Consider the following 16576-nt stretch of genomic DNA (forward strand, 5'->3'; position numbering starts at 1 on the left):
GCTCCGTCATAGCCCTCGACCAAGCCATCGAAACGCTACTTCCTCAGATCACCGACCACAATGCCCAGGCTTGGTTCAGACTTCGATTCGGAAAGCCACAATAACTGTGAAAATGATCTAAGGAACTTGCGATCTGGCAACGGGCCATGGAGTCTGGACTGGCAATCTACAAGCTCACGGCGGCATTTCCGGACTCTGAACGGTTTGGATTGATCAATCAATTGCGCCGCGCCACAGTTTCTGTCCCAAGCAACATCGCAGAGGGTTATGGCCGCGCCACTAAAGGGGAATATCTCCAATTTCTTGGTGTGGCAAGGGGCTCCAATTGCGAAATTGAGACTCAGCTTGCCTTTGCGAGGCGCTTAGGCTTTGAGCGAAAGCAGGAATTGGATGAAGCCGAGGCGCTCTGCGATGAAGTAGGAAGAATGCTGACGGCAACCATACGCATCCTCCGCGTATAGTGTTGAGATCGTCCTTCGTCCCTCGTCCTTCGCCCCTATGCGATATAGTCAAAACAGCATGGCAAGCCCACAAACCACCTCTAACGCTGTCCCGAAATCCTCCGCGAATCAAGGCTTCGTGTATCTGCCGCTGATTGCCGGTTGGCTGGTTCCGGGCGCGGGGCATTTTCTGCTGGGGAAGTGGGGCCGGGGCGCGCTGCTGGCCGCTTCCGTGGTGGGCATGTTCGTCATCGGCCTGGCGATGCAGGGCCAGCTCTTCTCGAATGTGCATGACATTCTGGACCTGCTGGGTTTTGTAGGCGACCTGGGCAACGGTCTGCTGTTTCTGGTAGGCAGGGTCGCGGGGCTTGGCGCCGACCAGGTGCAGATTACGTCGCAGGACTGGGGCACGCGCTTTATCGAAGTTGCCGGCCTGTTGAATGTGATTGCCGCCGTGGATGCGCACAATATCCGCACCGGGAGAAAGGCAGCCTGATGCAGATCTCGCACTTTAGCGCGCTGGCGCTCTTCTCGCTTTTCGCTTCCACGGTCTTCGGCATCACCATGCGTGACACGCCAAAGAAGATGCTGCGTTACGGCATCTACTGCTTTGCGCTGTTTGTCGGGTCGGGGATTGTGGTGAGCTGGCTGATGTACTTCATTGCGCATTGAGCGCGCGAACTCTCAGCTTGAAAAAGCATCCCTCAGGGGCTAAAGCCCGGATGTTTTTGTTTCATTTTCGGCACGACTAAAGTCGTGCCCTGTTACAGAAACTTCAAACTAAGACGTTCCTTCCTTGTCCCTCTTCTCTTATCCCTAGCTTTTCTCCCACACGCCGGCGTCAAAGGTGTGCGCTACCTGGTATCCCTCGCGTCGATAAAGGTCGACCGCAGTCGAGTTGGCTTCGGTGACGGTGAGCGAGATCTCGCGGATATCGTGCTTCATGAAGCCCTGGGCGGCAATGGCCAGCAGCATCTTTCCAAGCCCGCGCCCGCGGTCCTGGGGCCGCACGCAGAGCTGGGTAATGTGGCCGCTGTGCGTGCTGACACGCGAGCCCAGCATGAGCGCCACCGGATCTCGGCTGTCATGCTCAAAGACCAGATGCGAGACGCTCGGCGAAAAGGTTCCGCAGCCGGAGAAGCGCACGATGTTCTGCAGGAACCGAAGCGATCCGATGGGCGTGCGGTATTGATCGTTGATACGGCTGTCAGGGTGGCCCGCGTAGCACTCGCTGATGAGGCGGCTGGCCGCCTGCATGTCATCGTCGCGCCAGGAGCGCATCTCGAAGCCTGCGGGCATCTCGATCCGCGCCCACTGGTCGAATCCGTCCAGGCTGCGGAGCATGAAGAGGCGGCGATAGAGATCAAAGCCCGCCGCGCGAAAGCTGGTCTCATGCCGCCCGGAGGGATGCACCAGCAATTGTGACTCAATGCGGTTGACGTGCGGAGAGTGCTGCAGGGTTTCGAGCAGATGGCGCAGCAGATTCTCTTCGATTTCAAGCGGCGACTGGCCTGCAAAGCTGGTTGCCGGCGGCTTCCAGTGTTCTATGTCTGGATCGGCAAAGACATCGCCCACTACAGCTTTGGTGTCTTCATAGACGCAGAAGGCGTAAGCTGCTACGCGCCCCGGGCCTGGTCCCGGCGCGCTGTCCACGGCGGCGTAGCCGGGCAGCATACGGCTATCGAGATATTGCAGCAGCAGCTTGGCGGAGGGGTGGTAATCCCAGTGCAGGCGCGCGGCCCACACTCGCTCCTCGGCCTCGAGCAGCGGCCGGAGCGCGCGGCCCATGAAATGCCGCAGATCGAGAACCTCGTAGGAAACCCCAGATGTCACGCCCACCACCACATTTCGCACGGCCCTTCCGGTTACTGTGCCATGACTGGATCGGGAGTGCAAGATTTCTAAGACGTAAATCCATTACGTGCTGCCGGACTACGGTTTCGAAAGGGGAAACTCAGGGCCCTGATTCTGTGGCGCGGCAGGCGATTTTGCCCCAGGCACCGCGTCCAGACGGGGACTTTCAGCTTCCCCTACAAGATAGACCTCAAGCCCTTGCTCGGGCCAGCTAAAGAGGGCTTCATAGTGGCGGCCCTCGAGAAATTCTTCCAGCGCGGCTCGGGTATGCAGATCGGCGTCGTGGCTTCCGGTGACGCGCGCCACCAGCAGATGCTGTCCAGCGGGGACGCCGCTCTCCTGATAGTTCACTACTTCATGATTGCGGTAGAAGCCGAGGCCATATTCCACATCGCGGCGCACCTGATAGACAGCCACGGTTTCGCTCTCCGGCGCATAGCCGGTCAGCTTTTCCGCCAGCGGGCGGGCGGAGTAGGTCCTGTCCAGTTCATGAATCACATGCTTGGTGCGCGCCCACGCGGGAATCACGACGAACGGACCGATGCCGTAGAAGAAGAGCAAAAGAACAACGAGCACGCACGAAGTGGCCAGCCGCAACCGCGCCACGCCGAAACCATTGACCACAATGACGATGAGCAACGCAGCGCCGATGGCGGCCAACAGCGCTACGATGAGCGGCCGCGATGGAGGCATCTCCGCACCATGCGCCACGAACCACGGCAACAAGAAACCGACGAAGGCGAGAAGTCCGGTGAGAGCGGCATGTCCGGCCAGCACCCATCGGTTCAGGCCCGGGCCGCGCCTCCGGAAGAGATAGTCGCCGGTGAGGATGGTAATGGGCGGAATCGAGGGAAGGACATAGCCTGGCAGCTTGGACCTTGAGAGCGAAAAGAAGACAACGGGGATGATGGCCCAGAGGACCAGGAACTCAGGGAAGCCGTCGCCGGGCCGCGAAACCTTCAGTTTGGGATTCTTTGAGTGCCGTAACCGCCACTCCGCCACGGAGGTCTGGATGCCATCGATAAACGCCCGCACGGAGATAACCGTCCAGGGCATGGTCGCAAGTATGACCACCGGCAGGTAATACCAGAAGGGCTGCATGTGCTGGTATTTATTGGTGGCAAAGCGCTGTAGGTTCTGTTCGAGGAAGAATTCCCGGAAGAAGGTCGGGTTCTGGTGCTGCACGGCAATGAACCACGGCAGCACAATGGCGAAGTACAGCCCCACGCCGGGCCACCAGAGGGATTTTCTCAGGATGGACCATTCTTTGCGCAGGAAGGCGAAGGCGGCGAGGATAACCAGCGCCAGAAACGGCGCTACCGGTCCCTTGGCCAGAGTGGCAACGCCGGTGAAGAAATAAATATCGAAGAGCCAGAATTTGGAGCCGGTCTCATACCAGGCGTACCAGCCGAGCAGCCCGATACAGAGCGGCGCGGCCATCTGCATGTCTGTCGAAGCGCCGCGGGCGAAGCTGATCACGCCAGCGCAGGCCACGGTAATGAGCGCGGCATCCAGATGGCCTCCGGCGCGGAAGCGGCGCATGTGCAGATAAATGAGCGCGGCCATGATGAAGGCGAAGCTCACCGAAGGCAGCCGCGCGCTCCAGTCATGCACGCCGAACTCCTGAAAGATGAACATGGCGCGCCAGTAATAGAGGGCAGGCTTTTCCAGCCACGGCTGGCCATACAGAAAGGGTGTGACGCAGGCGCTGAGGCGCTCCTTAATAGTGTGCGCGGCGTCAAAGCGGCCCAGCATCTCATGGGCTACCTGCGCATAGCGCGGCTCGTCGGCGCCCACAAGGCCCAGGCCGTCTCCGCCCAGCATGGGTGTGACGCCATAGAGCAGAAAAAAAACTGTAAACGCAAGAAAAACAGTTGCTTCGCAGACTGTGGACCACTTTGGGAGCCGCTTATGCAGCGGCTCGGGCTCCACAAGTTCATGCTCAACCGGGTCGGAGGGGTTCTGGAACGCTTCCACGTTCAGTAATTCTCCAGAAGTGCGGGGTTCTACAACGGACAAAATCGAGAACATCCTTGTTCACCGGGCTGGTCTTGCTGCGCGTCATTACGCGGAGCGCAGTCCAGACGGTATGTGTGCGGCAACCGGGGTGGGGGAGCCGTCCGAGGCCGCATCAGGGACAAGGCTAACATGCCAGCCCGGTTTCTCAAGCCCTGGGTAGTGGGTCAGTTTGAATCCACAGGGTTAAATCGGTAGTTTCCGGATTGGCGGTGATATAGCCAGAACCCAGAAATGTTCGCCTGGAGGCTCGATGAGCCCCTCGGCGATTTCCCGTTACGTTGTAGCATGATCATCGAGATGTTGCCGCCAGAACACCCGAAGCGCAGGGAGGGAAAAACGCGTCCGAAGGTCGTCGGCCAGCGAGGATGGTGCATGGTTTTGCCGTTTTCGAGTCCGAACGGGAAATTCCGGATTATGAGCCTGAAGGTCATGGCGGCGGTTCTGACCGCCGGTATCCTCGCAGCTCCCGGAGGCTCTTCAAAGGTGAATCCCAAGGATGGTCTGACCTACCAATGGATACCGCCCGGCAGCTACTTTACGGGTTGCCTGCCGGGAGACACGGAATGCTATGGCCTCGAACGGCACCGGGAGAAAATCATCGTTGCCAGCGGCTTTTGGATCGGCCGCACCGAGGTGACCCAGGCGGCATACATGCGGGTCATGAATGCCGATCCCTCGTACTACAAAGGCGCGGATCTTCCAGCGGAGCGGGTCGGCTGGACGGACGCGACAACCTACTGCAGTCGGATCGGCATGCGGCTGCCCACGGAGTCGGAGTGGGAATATGCCGCTTACGGAGGAACTGCAGAACTGCCGAAAGAGCCGCTGGCATCCCTGGCGTGGTATGACCCAAACAGCAAGGACAGTACGCATCCCGTGGCTACAAAGCTGCCCAACGGCTATGGACTGTGGGACATGCTGGGAAATGTCTGGGAATGGGTCCAGGATGCCGGCAAAGGGCCCGGCGAGCACATCCTGAAGGGCGGTTCGTTCTATAACATTTCGCGGGATGTGCGAGTCTCAGGCCGGCTCAGCGCGCCACCCGATCTTCGCCATCGCGATATTGGCTTCCGTTGCGCCTCATCCGCATGGCCGGAGGAGGAATCTGCAAGTCGTAGCGTGACGCGCCGATGAGGGCACCGCTTTTTCAATGCTGAATCAGGCCGGTATTGCGTAGCCGCAGCTACGCGGCCTGTGCTTTAACGGATGCGCTCATTGAGCGTTCCGCTGCCGTCCCATTTCCGGTCAGATTGTTCGCCTGCTCGGAAATTGACACGTCTCCAATTTTGATTTGATTTGTGGATTCAAACTGCCCACTACCCAGCGCTGTCGTTCCTGGCTTTCTCATCTGCAATGCGTAAGACGCCAAGAATCTGCTCGATAGCGCGATCCATGGGGCCATCGAGCGTGACGCCTGCGGCGTTCTCGTGGCCGCCGCCGCCGAGGCCGACGGCGATAGCGGCCACGCCGAGGCGGCCTTTGCTGCGAAGGCTGAGCCGGATGCGTCCTTCGGGCAATTCGCGGAGAAAGGCAGCCGCATCCACGCCGGCAATGCCGACAGCGTAGTTCACAATACCTTCGCAGTCTTCTTCTGTGGCTGCGGCCCGCACCATGTCTTCCTGTGTGACCCAAAGCCAGGCCAGCGGTCCCTCGCGGTGCAGCGTGCTCAGGGCCGTGCCCAGCAGGCGCAGCCGGGATTCAGCCGTGGAGAAGTAAATCTCGCGCGCTATCGCGATGGGATCCGCGCCGGCATGAGCCATCTCCGCTGCCAGCGTAAAGGTGGACTCCCGCACCGCGCCGAAGATGAAGCCGCCGGTATCCGTAAGTATGGTGGTGTAGAGGCAGCGAGCCATCTCCGGCGTAACCGTGGCTCCAACGGCTTTGACCAGCCGATGCACCAGCTCGCCCACGCTTGTGGCGTCGCGGTCAATCCAGTTAAGATGCGCAAAATTGCGGCCGGTGGAGTGGTGGTCGATATTGATGTGGAAGTACGGTTCGAGGCCACGAACCCGCGAGCGCTCCAGGCTGTCGCACTCCAGCAGGATGGCCGCGTCGTAAAGCCCGTGCATACGCAGTACATGCCGGATTTTATCCGCGCCGGGCAGGGAGCGGTAGATGGCGGGCACGCGGTCGGAGGCGACGAGATCGGCGCGCTTGCCCATCTGTTCGAGAAGCATTCCCATGGCCAGCATGGAGCCGACGGCGTCGCCGTCCGGCCGCGTGTGAGAGCAGACCAGGAATCGCTCGCCCTGCCGCAGCACGTCCAGAATGGCGGCAATCGGATCCTGCGGCGTGGAACCGACCGGATATGCGGCGGGATTAAAGCCCTCCCTGGGCTCCTGTCCGGTACCGGCTGCAGATGCCTGCTTGTGCGGGGCGTCATCCATGCGGGTTTATTGGGCCTGCGCCTTCTGCCGCTTGCGGCCACGGGTCATGAGCTCGTCAATGCGCGCGGTGAGGCGGCCGGAGCGGTCGGCCAGGAATGTCAGCTCCGGCACGTGGCGCTTGCCCATCCGCTCTTTGAGCTGAAAGCGAATGTAGCCCTTGGCAGCCTCAAGGCCTGCGACGGTCTCAATCTCGGCCTTGTCGATCTCCGGCGTGGTCTTGTCCAGTTCCACGTAGACGCGGGCCGATTTTCCGCCGGGATTGAGCACGACTTCGCTTATGTGGCAGGAGGCGATGCGGGGGTCAGTGAGCTCGCCGCCGATCATGGCGCCGATCTCCTCGCGCAGCGTTTCGGCTACGCGGTCCTGATGATGTTTTCTTGCCCTGTCCTCCGGCATCGGCTCGAACCTCCTCATCCCGCATCCGGTGCGGCTGGCGTTCTATGCACATGCCGCCGGGAGCGTGGGTAAACCACTTAGGATAGCAGGGCCGGCGCGGCCTGGCAGCGCGCAAATGTGGCTCTACCGCGCCAACGGGCGGACCATAAGAGTTAAGAACATGGAGAATTTGCAATGAAGGCGCCGTTCGCGGCATGTATAACGCCTGCTATGCTGAAAGTGAAGACCGTGGCACCCTCCAATAAAGCTGTTTTTTTTGTCTCCGCCGGGCTGATATTCAGCCTTGCTTTCTCCGCCTGCGGCAAGCAGGAGCAGGAGGTGGCGGGCGCTGCCGCCAATGCGGCGCACTCCGCGCAGCAGGCCGCTGTGCATGCCGCCCAAAGCGCTGAAACCCGGGCCCAGCTCGCCCGCGCGGCAGCCAGCGAGTCCGCTGGTGAGCGCACGGCGCTGGAGCACATTCCGCTGCCCACCAAGAGCCTCTATGTCAACGTGCATGAGCCGGCCGAGTGGAAAAATCCCTTCCTGACGGTGGCAGCAAACCAGATTGACCTGCGCGTCATCATGGTGGACGCCAATCCCAGCGAGGCGGGCACCGGTACGATGCTTCGCCCGGAGGCCGCCCGGAGGCAGGAGTTACAGATTCGTCCGGCCGATCTGCCGAAGGCGCTGATTGCGTTGCCCGAAGGCGCGTGGCGCTATGGCCGGGTGGTGGCGATTGCCGAGGCTCCGGAGGCCGCGCGCAAGGATCGCCCCGCGATTCGCCGCAACATGGAAGCAGCTATCCAGAAGCTCAACGACATGGGCGTCGTGGTCGAGGAATGGCCGACGCGGTAAGCGCGCACCGCCTGGGACTTTCAGCTTCTGGTAGCCGGTGAATTTGAGCATTGACACGAGATCGGGCGGCTCTGCGAACATTCGCTTTTGACCGTCCGGCGCAATCTGAAAATACTTACGGGGAGGGATACCCATGATGCGAGACATCCGGCTCGCCTTTCGCCTGTTCAGGCGAACTCCTGGTCCTACGGGGATTGCCCTCCTGTCGATCGCATTGAGCGTAGGAGCAACAGCGGTGGTCTTCACGGCGTTCAGAGCCGTGCTCCTTACGCCTTTGCCGTACGCTCATCCCTCTGAACTTGTACAGATCAGAACAGAGTTTCCCAAGTTTGGGCCGTCGCATTCCGACTGGGCCCTTTGGAGCGACGCTCAGGAGATCGCTCAACGAACCCGCACCCTTGCTTCGGTTGCTGTTTACCGCAACGAAATGTTCAACCTCGCAGGCAACGGTCCTACACCTCCCGAAGCCCTGTACGGCTTGCGCATAACCGCAAATCTCTTTCCCGCTCTGGGTGTCTCGCCGATGCTCGGGCGCAACATACTTCCAGATGAAGATCAGCCCGGCCATGCCAACGAGATCATCCTCAGCTATGGCCTTTGGGTTCGACGGTTTAATGCAGACCCATCGATTGTGGGACACAGCGTCTCGATTGACGGCCAGAGTTGCCTCATCCTCGGTGTCATGCCGCGCGGATTTGATTTCCCATTGCGTCGCGCAGCCGTTCACACTCCTTCTCCCTACGTTGACTTCTGGGCGCCGTATCGCAGCGGCAAGTCTCAAGCGCCGTACGCGGCAGTTGGCGTGGTGGCCAGATTGCAATCCGGTGTCTCGCTAAACGACGCTCAGCAAGACCTGGCAACGATCAGCGCCGATCTCAGCCGTGAGCTTCCGGCAACGAATCGAGACCACATCCTCCATATAGGGCTTCTGCGCGACCGGATGCTGGGAAACGCCAAAGATGCTCTTTGGGTCCTGATGGCGGCAGCCGTCATGTTTCTGCTTATCGGTTGTGCGAACGTCGCGAACCTTTTGCTGGCGCGTGGTCTGGCGCGCCAGCGGGAGATTACGGTTCGCATGGCGCTGGGCGCAAGCAGGTGGCGTATTATTCGCCAGTTGCTGACGGAGAGCTGTGTGCTCGCGGCGCTCGGCGGAGTGGGAGGCTATATTTTTACGGTCGTTGCCTGGAGAGCTTTGCCGGGCATCGCGCCGGTAAATGTTCCTCGCCTGGGCGCGGCACACGCCGACTGGCAGATTCTTGTTTTCTCGCTTGTTGTTGCACTCGCCAACGGTCTTTTGTTCGGGATGGTTCCCGCCATGAGAGCAGGTTGGACGCAAGCCAATGCGAATCAGGGCCTTCGCTCGCACGGTGGAATTGTCACAAGCAATCGAGTTCGCGGCGCTCTGGTTGCCATAGAGGTCGCGTTGGCGTTGGCTCTGGTTGTGGTCGGAGGGCAGCTTCTGGCAAGTTTTGCCACCCTGCTCAGAACCGATCCCGGCTTCGACGCGAAGCGCGTTACTGCGTTCATCATTGTTCGGGACTCTGTGCGGTACCAGACTCCTGAAGAGTGGGGAACGTTTTATCGCCGCGCCCTGGATTCGGTTCGTGCGCTTCCTGGCATCGAGAGCGCAGGAACGAACGATGCTCTGCCGTTTAGCGGAGAGAATACCGGCGGACTGGTCGGCAGAAACGCGGGCGGAGCGTCGCAAGGCGGCCAGATAGCTGCGGAAATCGATGACGTGAGCGCAGGCTATTTGCAGACTATGGGGATTCGATTACTGCAGGGGCGATTATTGAATGAAGAAGACATGAGTGACGCTAGTGACGCTGCCATAGTCAGTGACTTCGTTGCAAAGCGTCTCTGGCCTGGCGAGAGCGCAATCGGCAAACCCGTCTGCGTCTTTTGTTCCCCTGAAGATCCGAATCATTGGAAACGTGTCGTCGGTGTGGTATCGAGCAGCCGGCATGCGTCGATGGATGGTCCGCAGCAGCAGGCAACGGTCTATCTTGCCGCGAGCGCGTTGCCCAAGGCCGCATTCCTGGTGGTGAGAAGCGACCGGCCTGGGATCGAGGTCCAAAGGGCGGTTCGTCAGGCCATCGCCGGCATCGATTCCAATCAGCCGATCTTCCTGAGCGCAACGATGCAAGCCCTCATTGACGACTCCCTGGCGGACCGGCGGTTCATCATGCTCCTCCTGGCTCTGACCGGCTGCCTTGCCCTTGCAATGGCTGCCGCCGGCGTCTATGGGGTGGCAACGTATGTTACCTCGCGCCGCACGCAGGAAATCGGGATTCGCATTGCGTTGGGAGCCACGCGCGGCAGCGTTGAGGCGTTGATCTTTCGCCAGGGCTTTGTCACAGCCATGATTGGGCTGGCCTCCGGGCTCGGAATAACGCTCGCTCTGATGAGGATTCTGCGCGGGATGCTCCCGGGGCTCGAATCTGGACAGTCAGGCGGCGTCTGGATCGAGGTCGCACTGGTCGCTCTCACTGCGGCAGTCGGCTGTTGGCTTCCAGCTCGGCGCGCAGCGAAGATTGACCCGATGCTGGCCATCCGGCAGGAATGACTCGTACCGCCGCGGCATTCAAACTGACCCACTACTCAATTTCGGCGCTTATTGTCCCCGTCCCCTCCCCGTATCTATACTGGTTCCACGCCGATATTGAACGCCTGTTTTTCCACCGTTTACCGCGCTTTCACGTCGATTCTTGAAAATGAATGAGGATTAAGCGCTAGCAAATACTGGATTAAGGAGAAGAAATGGCCCAATCGACCGTTTCCTATCTTTGGCGTGACCGCAAGGCCGCCGATGGATACCGCGCAGGCGTTTCGCTGCACAGCCACACGAATCAATCTAAGGAAACGCTTGATTTTCTGGCGAACTTCGGCAATCAGTATCCGATCATCCGCCCAATTATTTCGGGCATGGAGCGCCGGTCGAAGGACAACCATAGCATGGCCGTCAATTACGCCGCCAGCTACTGGACTCCGCCGATGACCCCCAAGCTGGCCTTCGATCTGGAGAGCAAGCAGATCGAGGACCTGAATGTGGCGTCGATGGTCTCGATCTCCGACCACGACAACATCAAAGCGCCCATGCTGCTGCGCACTGTGGCCAGCGCGCGGCAGATTCCGGTCTCGGTGGAGTGGAGCGCGCCCTACGGCGGCGAGCAGGACTTCCACCTGGGCATTCACAACCTGCCCAGCGCCAGGGCCGCTGAGTGGATGGCGACGCTTGAGGATTACACGAAGCACCCCAGCGACGAGCGCCTTGGCGAGATTCTGGCCGCGCTCAACGATGAGCCGAATGTGCTCGTCGTCTTCAACCACCCGCTCTGGGATCTCTTCCTCATCGGTCGCGAGAAGCACAAGTTTCTGGTCAATGAGTTCCTGCTCAAGTACGGCAACTTTATGCACGCGCTGGAGCTGAACGGCCTGCGTAACTGGGAAGAGAATCGCGATGTGCGCCGTCTGGCTGAGAAGTGGAACATGCTGCTGATCTCCGGCGGCGATCGCCACGGTGTAGAGCCGAACGCGAACATCAACCTGACCAACGCCGCCAGCTTCACCGAGTTTGTGCATGAAATTCGCAAAGAGAAGCGCTCGGATGTGCTTTTTATGCCGCAGTATGCGAATCCCTGGAAGCACCGCATTTTGCAGTCGACGCTCGATGCGGTCCGCCACTATCCGGATTTTCCCGTAGGCTCACAACGTTGGGATGAGCGCGTCTACCATCCAGACGTCAAAGGAAATGCTCGTCCGCTATGCGAGTTGTGGCCGGATGGCTCCGCGCCGGCGGTGATGCGCTATGGCATTGCGCTGGTGCTGCTGATGGGCACCGCGCCTGTGTCCAAGAGCCTGCGCTTCGCCTGGAGCGAGTCGCGCCAGCTTCGCCTGGCACTGGGCGAACAGGAAGGCTAACTCGGAAGCGGGGCCGGCTTTTCCGGCCTTGCAAGGGATCATGATCGATTTCACGCCACGCATCGCGTATTTTCCCGACTCCTTCCATGAGATCAACGGAGTGGCGCACACCAGCCGTCATTTTGAGGCCTTTGCCCGCAGGCGAAACCTGCCGTTTCTCTGCGTGCGCGCCGGCGACCGCGAAGAGAATCTGATTCAGGATGGCAATGTCTGGACGCTGGAGCTGCCGCGCGGCATCTTGTCCTTCGGGCTTGAAAAAGACCTTCGCTTCGACCCGGCTTTTCCGCGTCACGTTCCGCTGATTGAGGAGACGCTGACGCGCTTTTCGCCGGACCTGATTCACATTACCGGCCCCAGCGAGGTAGGCATGCTGGGCGCGGGCCTTGCGCATCATCTTGGCCTGCCTCTGGCCGCAAGCTGGCATACCAACGTGCATGAGTATGCCGCGCGCCGCGCCGACTGGTTTCTGCGGATGCTGCCCAAGGAGCGCGCCGAAGCTACGGAACAGAAGATTGAAGAGCTGACGCTGACTGCGGCAGCCAAATTCTATTCCGTCGCTCGCATTCTTTTTGCGCCCAATCGTAATTTGTGCAAACTGCTTGAGCGCACCACGGGCCGCGAATGCCGCCTGATGCCCCGCGGTGTGGATGCGGAGCTCTTTCATCCGGCAAAACGCGGGCGGTGTGCAGATGACACTGAGTTTGTGCTTGGTTTTGTGGGCCGGCTTTCCATTGAGAAGAATGTTGCGCAGCTTGTTACCATTCAGGATGAGCTTGAGCGCATGGGCATTTCGAACTTCCGCTTCCTGATTGTGGGCCACGGCGCAGAGCAGAACTGGCTGCGCGAGCGGCTGCATCGCGCGGAGTTTCCAGGCGTGTTGCGCGGCGAGGCGCTTTCAGCCGCCTATGCGAGCATGGACCTGTTCGTGTTTCCGTCGCATACGGATACGTTCGGTAACGTGATTCTGGAGGCGATGGCCAGCGGCGTCCCCGCAGTCGTCACGCCGGATGGTGGACCGTGCACGATTGTGCGCGATGGCCAGACGGGGCGCATTGTTCCGGATGAGCGGTTTTCTGCGGCGGTGGCTGAGATTCTTATGGATCCGGCAAAGCACGAAGCGATGCGCAATGCTGCCCGCGCCTACGCGCTTACGGCAAGCTGGGATGCGGTCTTCGATGGTGTCTATGATGCGTATGAAACGCTGGTGCCGCAGGAAGTGCCGTTGAGCGCGTAAATTCAAAGTGCCTGAGCGCACGGTTTGTTCTAACGTTTCGTTGTAACAGCTGCTTTTCGGCTTCGCTTGAGTGACAAAGATCTATCAGACTTGCATGGAACGAGAAACAACTTTCCGTTTGCTTCTTTGAAATAGACTTTTGTTCCGGCAGTCAAACCATACATCCTGCGGAAAATGGCGGGAATCGTCACTTGACCCTTCGAGTTGACAATTGCGATGCGACGCATGGCTCTATGCTTTATCGGCAACCTCTTAGCCGTTCATTAAAACGTTCACGGATTGGTATTTCAATCTGTCTTGCCAAGCCCCAGCGTTGTGACTCCGCTTGAATCGCCATGAAGCAGCGAGGCAGGGCTACGATCAATCTCTCCAATTTCAGGAAACTTTCTAGCAATGGCATCGCGTATGGAGACAGCCTGTTCTCGGCTGATGCCTGGCAATACGCAGGTGCTTGACCAGCCGCGCCTCACATAGAGACCGCTCGGCTCATGTTCGCCTCCGACGGCATAGTCAATGGATTTCACTTCTGTAGTCAGAATTTTGATTTCGGAATCGAAGGTTTCATGAAGATTGCCGTCTGCGATGATTTGATTCGGAGTGACGCGCAGCCGCGTGGACGGATCTTGAACCCAGTTCACGATTAATGCTCACCCGCCGCAGAGACCACATAAAAATGCGAATAGTTGGTATCCTTGCACCCATGCCACGACCGCAATACCTATGCAGAGCGGCACCGCGAAATAATCAGCCCAGCCCCGTTGGCGAGTAACGATGAAGTTTAACTCGCCATCCGAGTCGAAGGTTTGAATTTCGGTCTGGCCGAGGATGCGCATGGCTTCGCCAATATCGTATCGCAGATCGTGCGCGCCTTCAGGAGCGAATTGGATTACCGGTCTTTACATCCAGCGCAAACTCTGTTTCCTTATCCGTCATCATCTGCCAGCCTGTGCCGCGCAGGATGCTGTCCTCGACGCCCGTAATCGTTACGCCCTCATCCGAGAGCTTGCCGCTCTGCCAGGCAAGGCCTTCGCTGCCCCACGCCAGAATGCTGTGATGCCCGGCGAAGAGCAATAAACCGGCCTCGAGCGCGGGCCACATCTGCATCACTGGCCGCAGCGGGAGCATTGTAAAGCGCTCGGGAGCGGTTGTGTCGATCAGGTAGGCATATCCGCCCGAGACTGCACAGATTTCATTTGGATTTGGCACGGACCACAAACCGGTTGGAACAGAAGGATCGCGAAATCCCAGCGCACACGTGGCCAGAAACGGCTGCGCGGCCTCACCGGCTGGCCGGATTAGAACTTCGAGCGCGCCGCGCTCTACCTCTTCGGCAGCCTGTGGATAGATATAAGTCCGCTGCGGCAAAATCAGCGGCCTCGCAGGCAAAATCTCCGCTACCCACGTATGCGGAAACAGGAGAATTGATTCCGGAGCTGGCGTATGGGCGCTCATGCAGTCGCCTCATAACGCAAGATCCATGCTGTTTGCTCAAACGTATCGGGTACGGGCACTCCACGTGCTTTCTCAATTGCCATGAGAGCAGCCTGCGGCCTCCAGCCAAGATGAATTAACGTACATGCGCCAGCGATTGTGGCTCTTCCGATACTGGCGCGGCAATGTATGCCAATGTGCTCACTGCTCTTCAGCCTCTCTGCAAGATTCGAAACGAATTCGCGGAACTCCGCCATGTTGGGAGGCAAATTGCGATCTGGAATGGGAAAGGAAACAAACTGTAAGCCCGCGCCGCGTGCCTTTTCGGCTTCTTCTGCAAGTCCTAGCGACGCGGCCTCCTGCGGTTCGATCATCGAGACAATAGTGTCGATGCCGTTCTGCTTCAATCGGCGCAATTCGTCTTCAAGCCAGTCCTCGCCACGTGGACGCAACACGATTGCTAACGGAGGAGCATCATCGCCGCCAATCCAGAAGACGTCTTGCACTGTGTTCACGCCCCCACAAATTGCTGCATTCGCTCCTGCACGCTCTGGATGCCGAGGCCTAGCGATGAACCCTCTTCAATCAGCGGCAGCAACTTGTCGAATTCAGGCCCCGAGTGCGCGCCGGTCAGAGCGATCCGCACCGGATGAAAGAGATCCTTGCCTTTGACGCCCGTTGCCGCCTTGATCTCGTTCATCCACTCCTTGAAAAGCTCCGGCGTGATTGGACCCATGTGCGCTCGCGTGCGGTGCGCAAACTCCGCCAGCACAATGCCGGCCGAGTCTGTATTCAGAAGCGACTCATTCTCAGGATTGGTGCGCGCGGCCTCGGCATCGTAATCAAAGATCGACGCGGCCTTGACGGGGAGCTGATCAAGATGATCCACGCTGGGCAGAATCATCGCCAGCAGACGCAGAAACCACGCCTCTGGCGGGGCTGTTGCCTGTGCAAGCCTTTCGGAAAAATACGGAAGTGCAAGCGCGGCGAGACGTTGCGGATCAGCCAACTTGATGTAATGCCGGTTGAGCCAATTCAGCTTGTCGAAGTCAAAGACCGCAGGAGAAGGCGTTACGCGTTCGAGCGAAAATATGTGCGTCAACTCGTCGAGTGTGAAGGTCTCCGTCTTGCCATCTTCCGCGCCCCAGCCAAGCAGCGCCAGATAATTTACCAGCGCCTCGGGCAAGTATCCCATCTCGCGGAAGCTGGCGATGGACGTAGCTCCGTGGCGCTTGGAGAGCCGCTCGCGGTCCGCGCCGAGAATCGTGGAGAGATGCGCGAACTCCGGCACCGGCCAGCCGAAGGCCTCATAAATGGCCACCTGCTTGGGCGTGTTCGAGATGTGGTCATCGCCGCGGATTACATGCGTGATGCCCATGAGCGCGTCATCGACGGTGACCACGTAGTTGTATACCGGAACACCCTGCGAAGCGCCGCCGATGGCGGAGCGAACAAGGATCGGGTCACTCACCGTCTCCGGCGCGAACTCCACTTCGCCGCGAACAAGGTCATGAAACTTCAGCGGATGATTCTCGATCCTGAGCCGCACAGCATAAGCCCTGCGGGCCGCAAGGTTTTGGTCAATGGTTTCTTGAGACAGGCAGCGGCACCTGCCGGAGTACACCTGCTGCCTGTGCTCCGCCGCAGCCTGCTTGCGCTCAGCCTCCAGCTCCTCCGGCGTGCAGAAGCAGCGGTAGGCTTTGCCCTCGGCCAGCAACTGCTCGGTGTGCTTTGCGTAAATCTCCAGCCGCTCGCTCTGCCTATACGGCCCAAAAGGACCCTCCGGAGCGTTGCCTGTCCGGCCAGGACCCTCATCCCAGTCCAGGCCCAGCCAGTGCAGGTCTTCAATGAGCTGCGTCTCGTAGCGAGCCTCGCTGCGCTCGAGATCGGTATCTTCAATACGCAGCAGAAACTCACCGCCTGTGCGGCGCGCAAAGAGCCAGTTGTAGAGCGCCGTCCGCGCATTACCCACATGCACCATTCCGGTTGGCGAGGGCGCAAAGCGCACGCGAATCTTCTTCTCGGTCGTCACAGCATTCATGATAGCCGCTTGGTATCAT

Annotated in this window: 18 protein-coding genes; 8 read left to right on the forward strand and 10 right to left on the reverse strand. The window is 59.5% G+C overall.

The genetic code is table 11. The features are described from left to right. Positions 1-131 precede the first annotated feature (131 nt). From ABSG47_RS13060 to ABSG47_RS13070, 3 genes are read left to right on the forward strand one after another with little or no spacing between them, the layout of a single operon-like run. Positions 132-461 (forward strand): four helix bundle protein, encoded by a 330-nt coding sequence (locus tag ABSG47_RS13060; protein WP_424170176.1) that lies wholly within the window; start codon positions 132-134, stop codon positions 459-461. 58 nt (positions 462-519) lie between these two features. Continuing rightward, positions 520-936, forward strand: coding sequence for a DUF6677 family protein (locus tag ABSG47_RS13065; protein WP_424170133.1), 417 nt, complete (start codon positions 520-522; stop codon positions 934-936). Then, complete coding sequence (locus ABSG47_RS13070) at positions 936-1112, forward strand: hypothetical protein (RefSeq protein WP_424170134.1); 177 nt, start codon at positions 936-938, stop codon at positions 1110-1112. The genes ABSG47_RS13065 and ABSG47_RS13070 overlap by 1 nt, the downstream gene beginning before the upstream one ends. Before the next feature lie 144 nt (positions 1113-1256). On the opposite strand, the gene ABSG47_RS13075 is transcribed toward ABSG47_RS13070, so the two are convergent. Beyond that, on the reverse strand, positions 1257-2294 hold the full coding sequence (locus ABSG47_RS13075) for a GNAT family N-acetyltransferase (protein ID WP_424170135.1): 1038 nt from the start codon (positions 2292-2294) through the stop codon (positions 1257-1259). Between the two features lie 78 nt (positions 2295-2372). Then, the gene (locus ABSG47_RS13080) at positions 2373-4271 is read right to left on the reverse strand and encodes an ArnT family glycosyltransferase (RefSeq protein WP_424170136.1); all 1899 of its coding nucleotides are present in this window, start codon (positions 4269-4271) and stop codon (positions 2373-2375) included. A gap of 456 nt (positions 4272-4727) precedes the next feature. Between ABSG47_RS13080 and ABSG47_RS13085 the strand changes: the two genes are divergently transcribed. Further along, positions 4728-5447, forward strand: coding sequence for a formylglycine-generating enzyme family protein (locus ABSG47_RS13085; protein WP_424170137.1), 720 nt, complete (start codon positions 4728-4730; stop codon positions 5445-5447). Between the two features lie 182 nt (positions 5448-5629). Here ABSG47_RS13085 and ABSG47_RS13090 read toward each other — a convergent pair whose 3' ends face one another. Beyond that, positions 5630-6700: a DHH family phosphoesterase gene (locus ABSG47_RS13090; RefSeq protein ID WP_424170138.1), complete on the reverse strand. Its 1071-nt coding sequence runs from the start codon at positions 6698-6700 to the stop codon at positions 5630-5632. A gap of 6 nt (positions 6701-6706) precedes the next feature. Continuing rightward, positions 6707-7096 (reverse strand): 30S ribosome-binding factor RbfA, encoded by a 390-nt coding sequence (gene rbfA / locus ABSG47_RS13095; RefSeq protein ID WP_424170139.1) that lies wholly within the window; start codon positions 7094-7096, stop codon positions 6707-6709. A gap of 219 nt (positions 7097-7315) precedes the next feature. Between rbfA and ABSG47_RS13100 the strand changes: the two genes are divergently transcribed. From ABSG47_RS13100 to ABSG47_RS13115, 4 genes are all read left to right on the forward strand, one after another. Further along, a complete protein-coding gene (locus ABSG47_RS13100) occupies positions 7316-7930 on the forward strand; it encodes a hypothetical protein (protein ID WP_424170140.1) in 615 nt (204 codons plus the stop codon). 133 nt (positions 7931-8063) lie between these two features. Beyond that, on the forward strand, positions 8064-10496 hold the full coding sequence (locus tag ABSG47_RS13105) for an ABC transporter permease (RefSeq protein WP_424170141.1): 2433 nt from the start codon (positions 8064-8066) through the stop codon (positions 10494-10496). A 194-nt stretch (positions 10497-10690) separates the two neighbouring features. Then, positions 10691-11851: a hypothetical protein gene (locus ABSG47_RS13110; protein ID WP_424170142.1), complete on the forward strand. Its 1161-nt coding sequence runs from the start codon at positions 10691-10693 to the stop codon at positions 11849-11851. A gap of 40 nt (positions 11852-11891) precedes the next feature. After that, positions 11892-13085, forward strand: a complete 1194-nt coding sequence (locus ABSG47_RS13115; RefSeq protein WP_424170143.1) for a glycosyltransferase — start codon at positions 11892-11894, stop codon at positions 13083-13085. Positions 13086-13114: 29 nt separating this feature from the next. On the opposite strand, the gene ABSG47_RS13120 is transcribed toward ABSG47_RS13115, so the two are convergent. From ABSG47_RS13120 to gltX, 6 genes are read right to left on the reverse strand one after another with little or no spacing between them, the layout of a single operon-like run. Further along, the gene (locus ABSG47_RS13120; RefSeq protein ID WP_424170144.1) at positions 13115-13312 is read right to left on the reverse strand and encodes an AbrB/MazE/SpoVT family DNA-binding domain-containing protein; all 198 of its coding nucleotides are present in this window, start codon (positions 13310-13312) and stop codon (positions 13115-13117) included. Between the two features lie 60 nt (positions 13313-13372). Next, positions 13373-13723, reverse strand: a complete 351-nt coding sequence (locus tag ABSG47_RS13125) for a hypothetical protein (protein WP_424170145.1) — start codon at positions 13721-13723, stop codon at positions 13373-13375. Between the two features lie 9 nt (positions 13724-13732). Next, positions 13733-13918 carry a hypothetical protein gene (locus ABSG47_RS13130; protein ID WP_424170146.1) on the reverse strand — a complete coding sequence of 62 codons (186 nt, stop codon included), beginning with the start codon at positions 13916-13918 and terminating at the stop codon, positions 13733-13735. Positions 13919-13955: 37 nt separating this feature from the next. Then, positions 13956-14537 (reverse strand): hypothetical protein, encoded by a 582-nt coding sequence (locus ABSG47_RS13135; RefSeq protein ID WP_424170147.1) that lies wholly within the window; start codon positions 14535-14537, stop codon positions 13956-13958. Beyond that, positions 14534-15031, reverse strand: coding sequence for a phosphatase domain-containing putative toxin (locus tag ABSG47_RS13140; protein ID WP_424170148.1), 498 nt, complete (start codon positions 15029-15031; stop codon positions 14534-14536). Before ABSG47_RS13140 ends, ABSG47_RS13135 begins: the two co-directional genes overlap by 4 nt. Next, complete coding sequence (gene gltX, locus ABSG47_RS13145; RefSeq protein WP_424170149.1) at positions 15028-16557, reverse strand: glutamate--tRNA ligase; 1530 nt, start codon at positions 16555-16557, stop codon at positions 15028-15030. Before gltX ends, ABSG47_RS13140 begins: the two co-directional genes overlap by 4 nt. Positions 16558-16576: the final 19 nt, after the last annotated feature.

The organism is Occallatibacter sp. (assembly GCF_049510455.1).
GTDB lineage: Bacteria > Acidobacteriota > Terriglobia > Terriglobales > Acidobacteriaceae > Telmatobacter.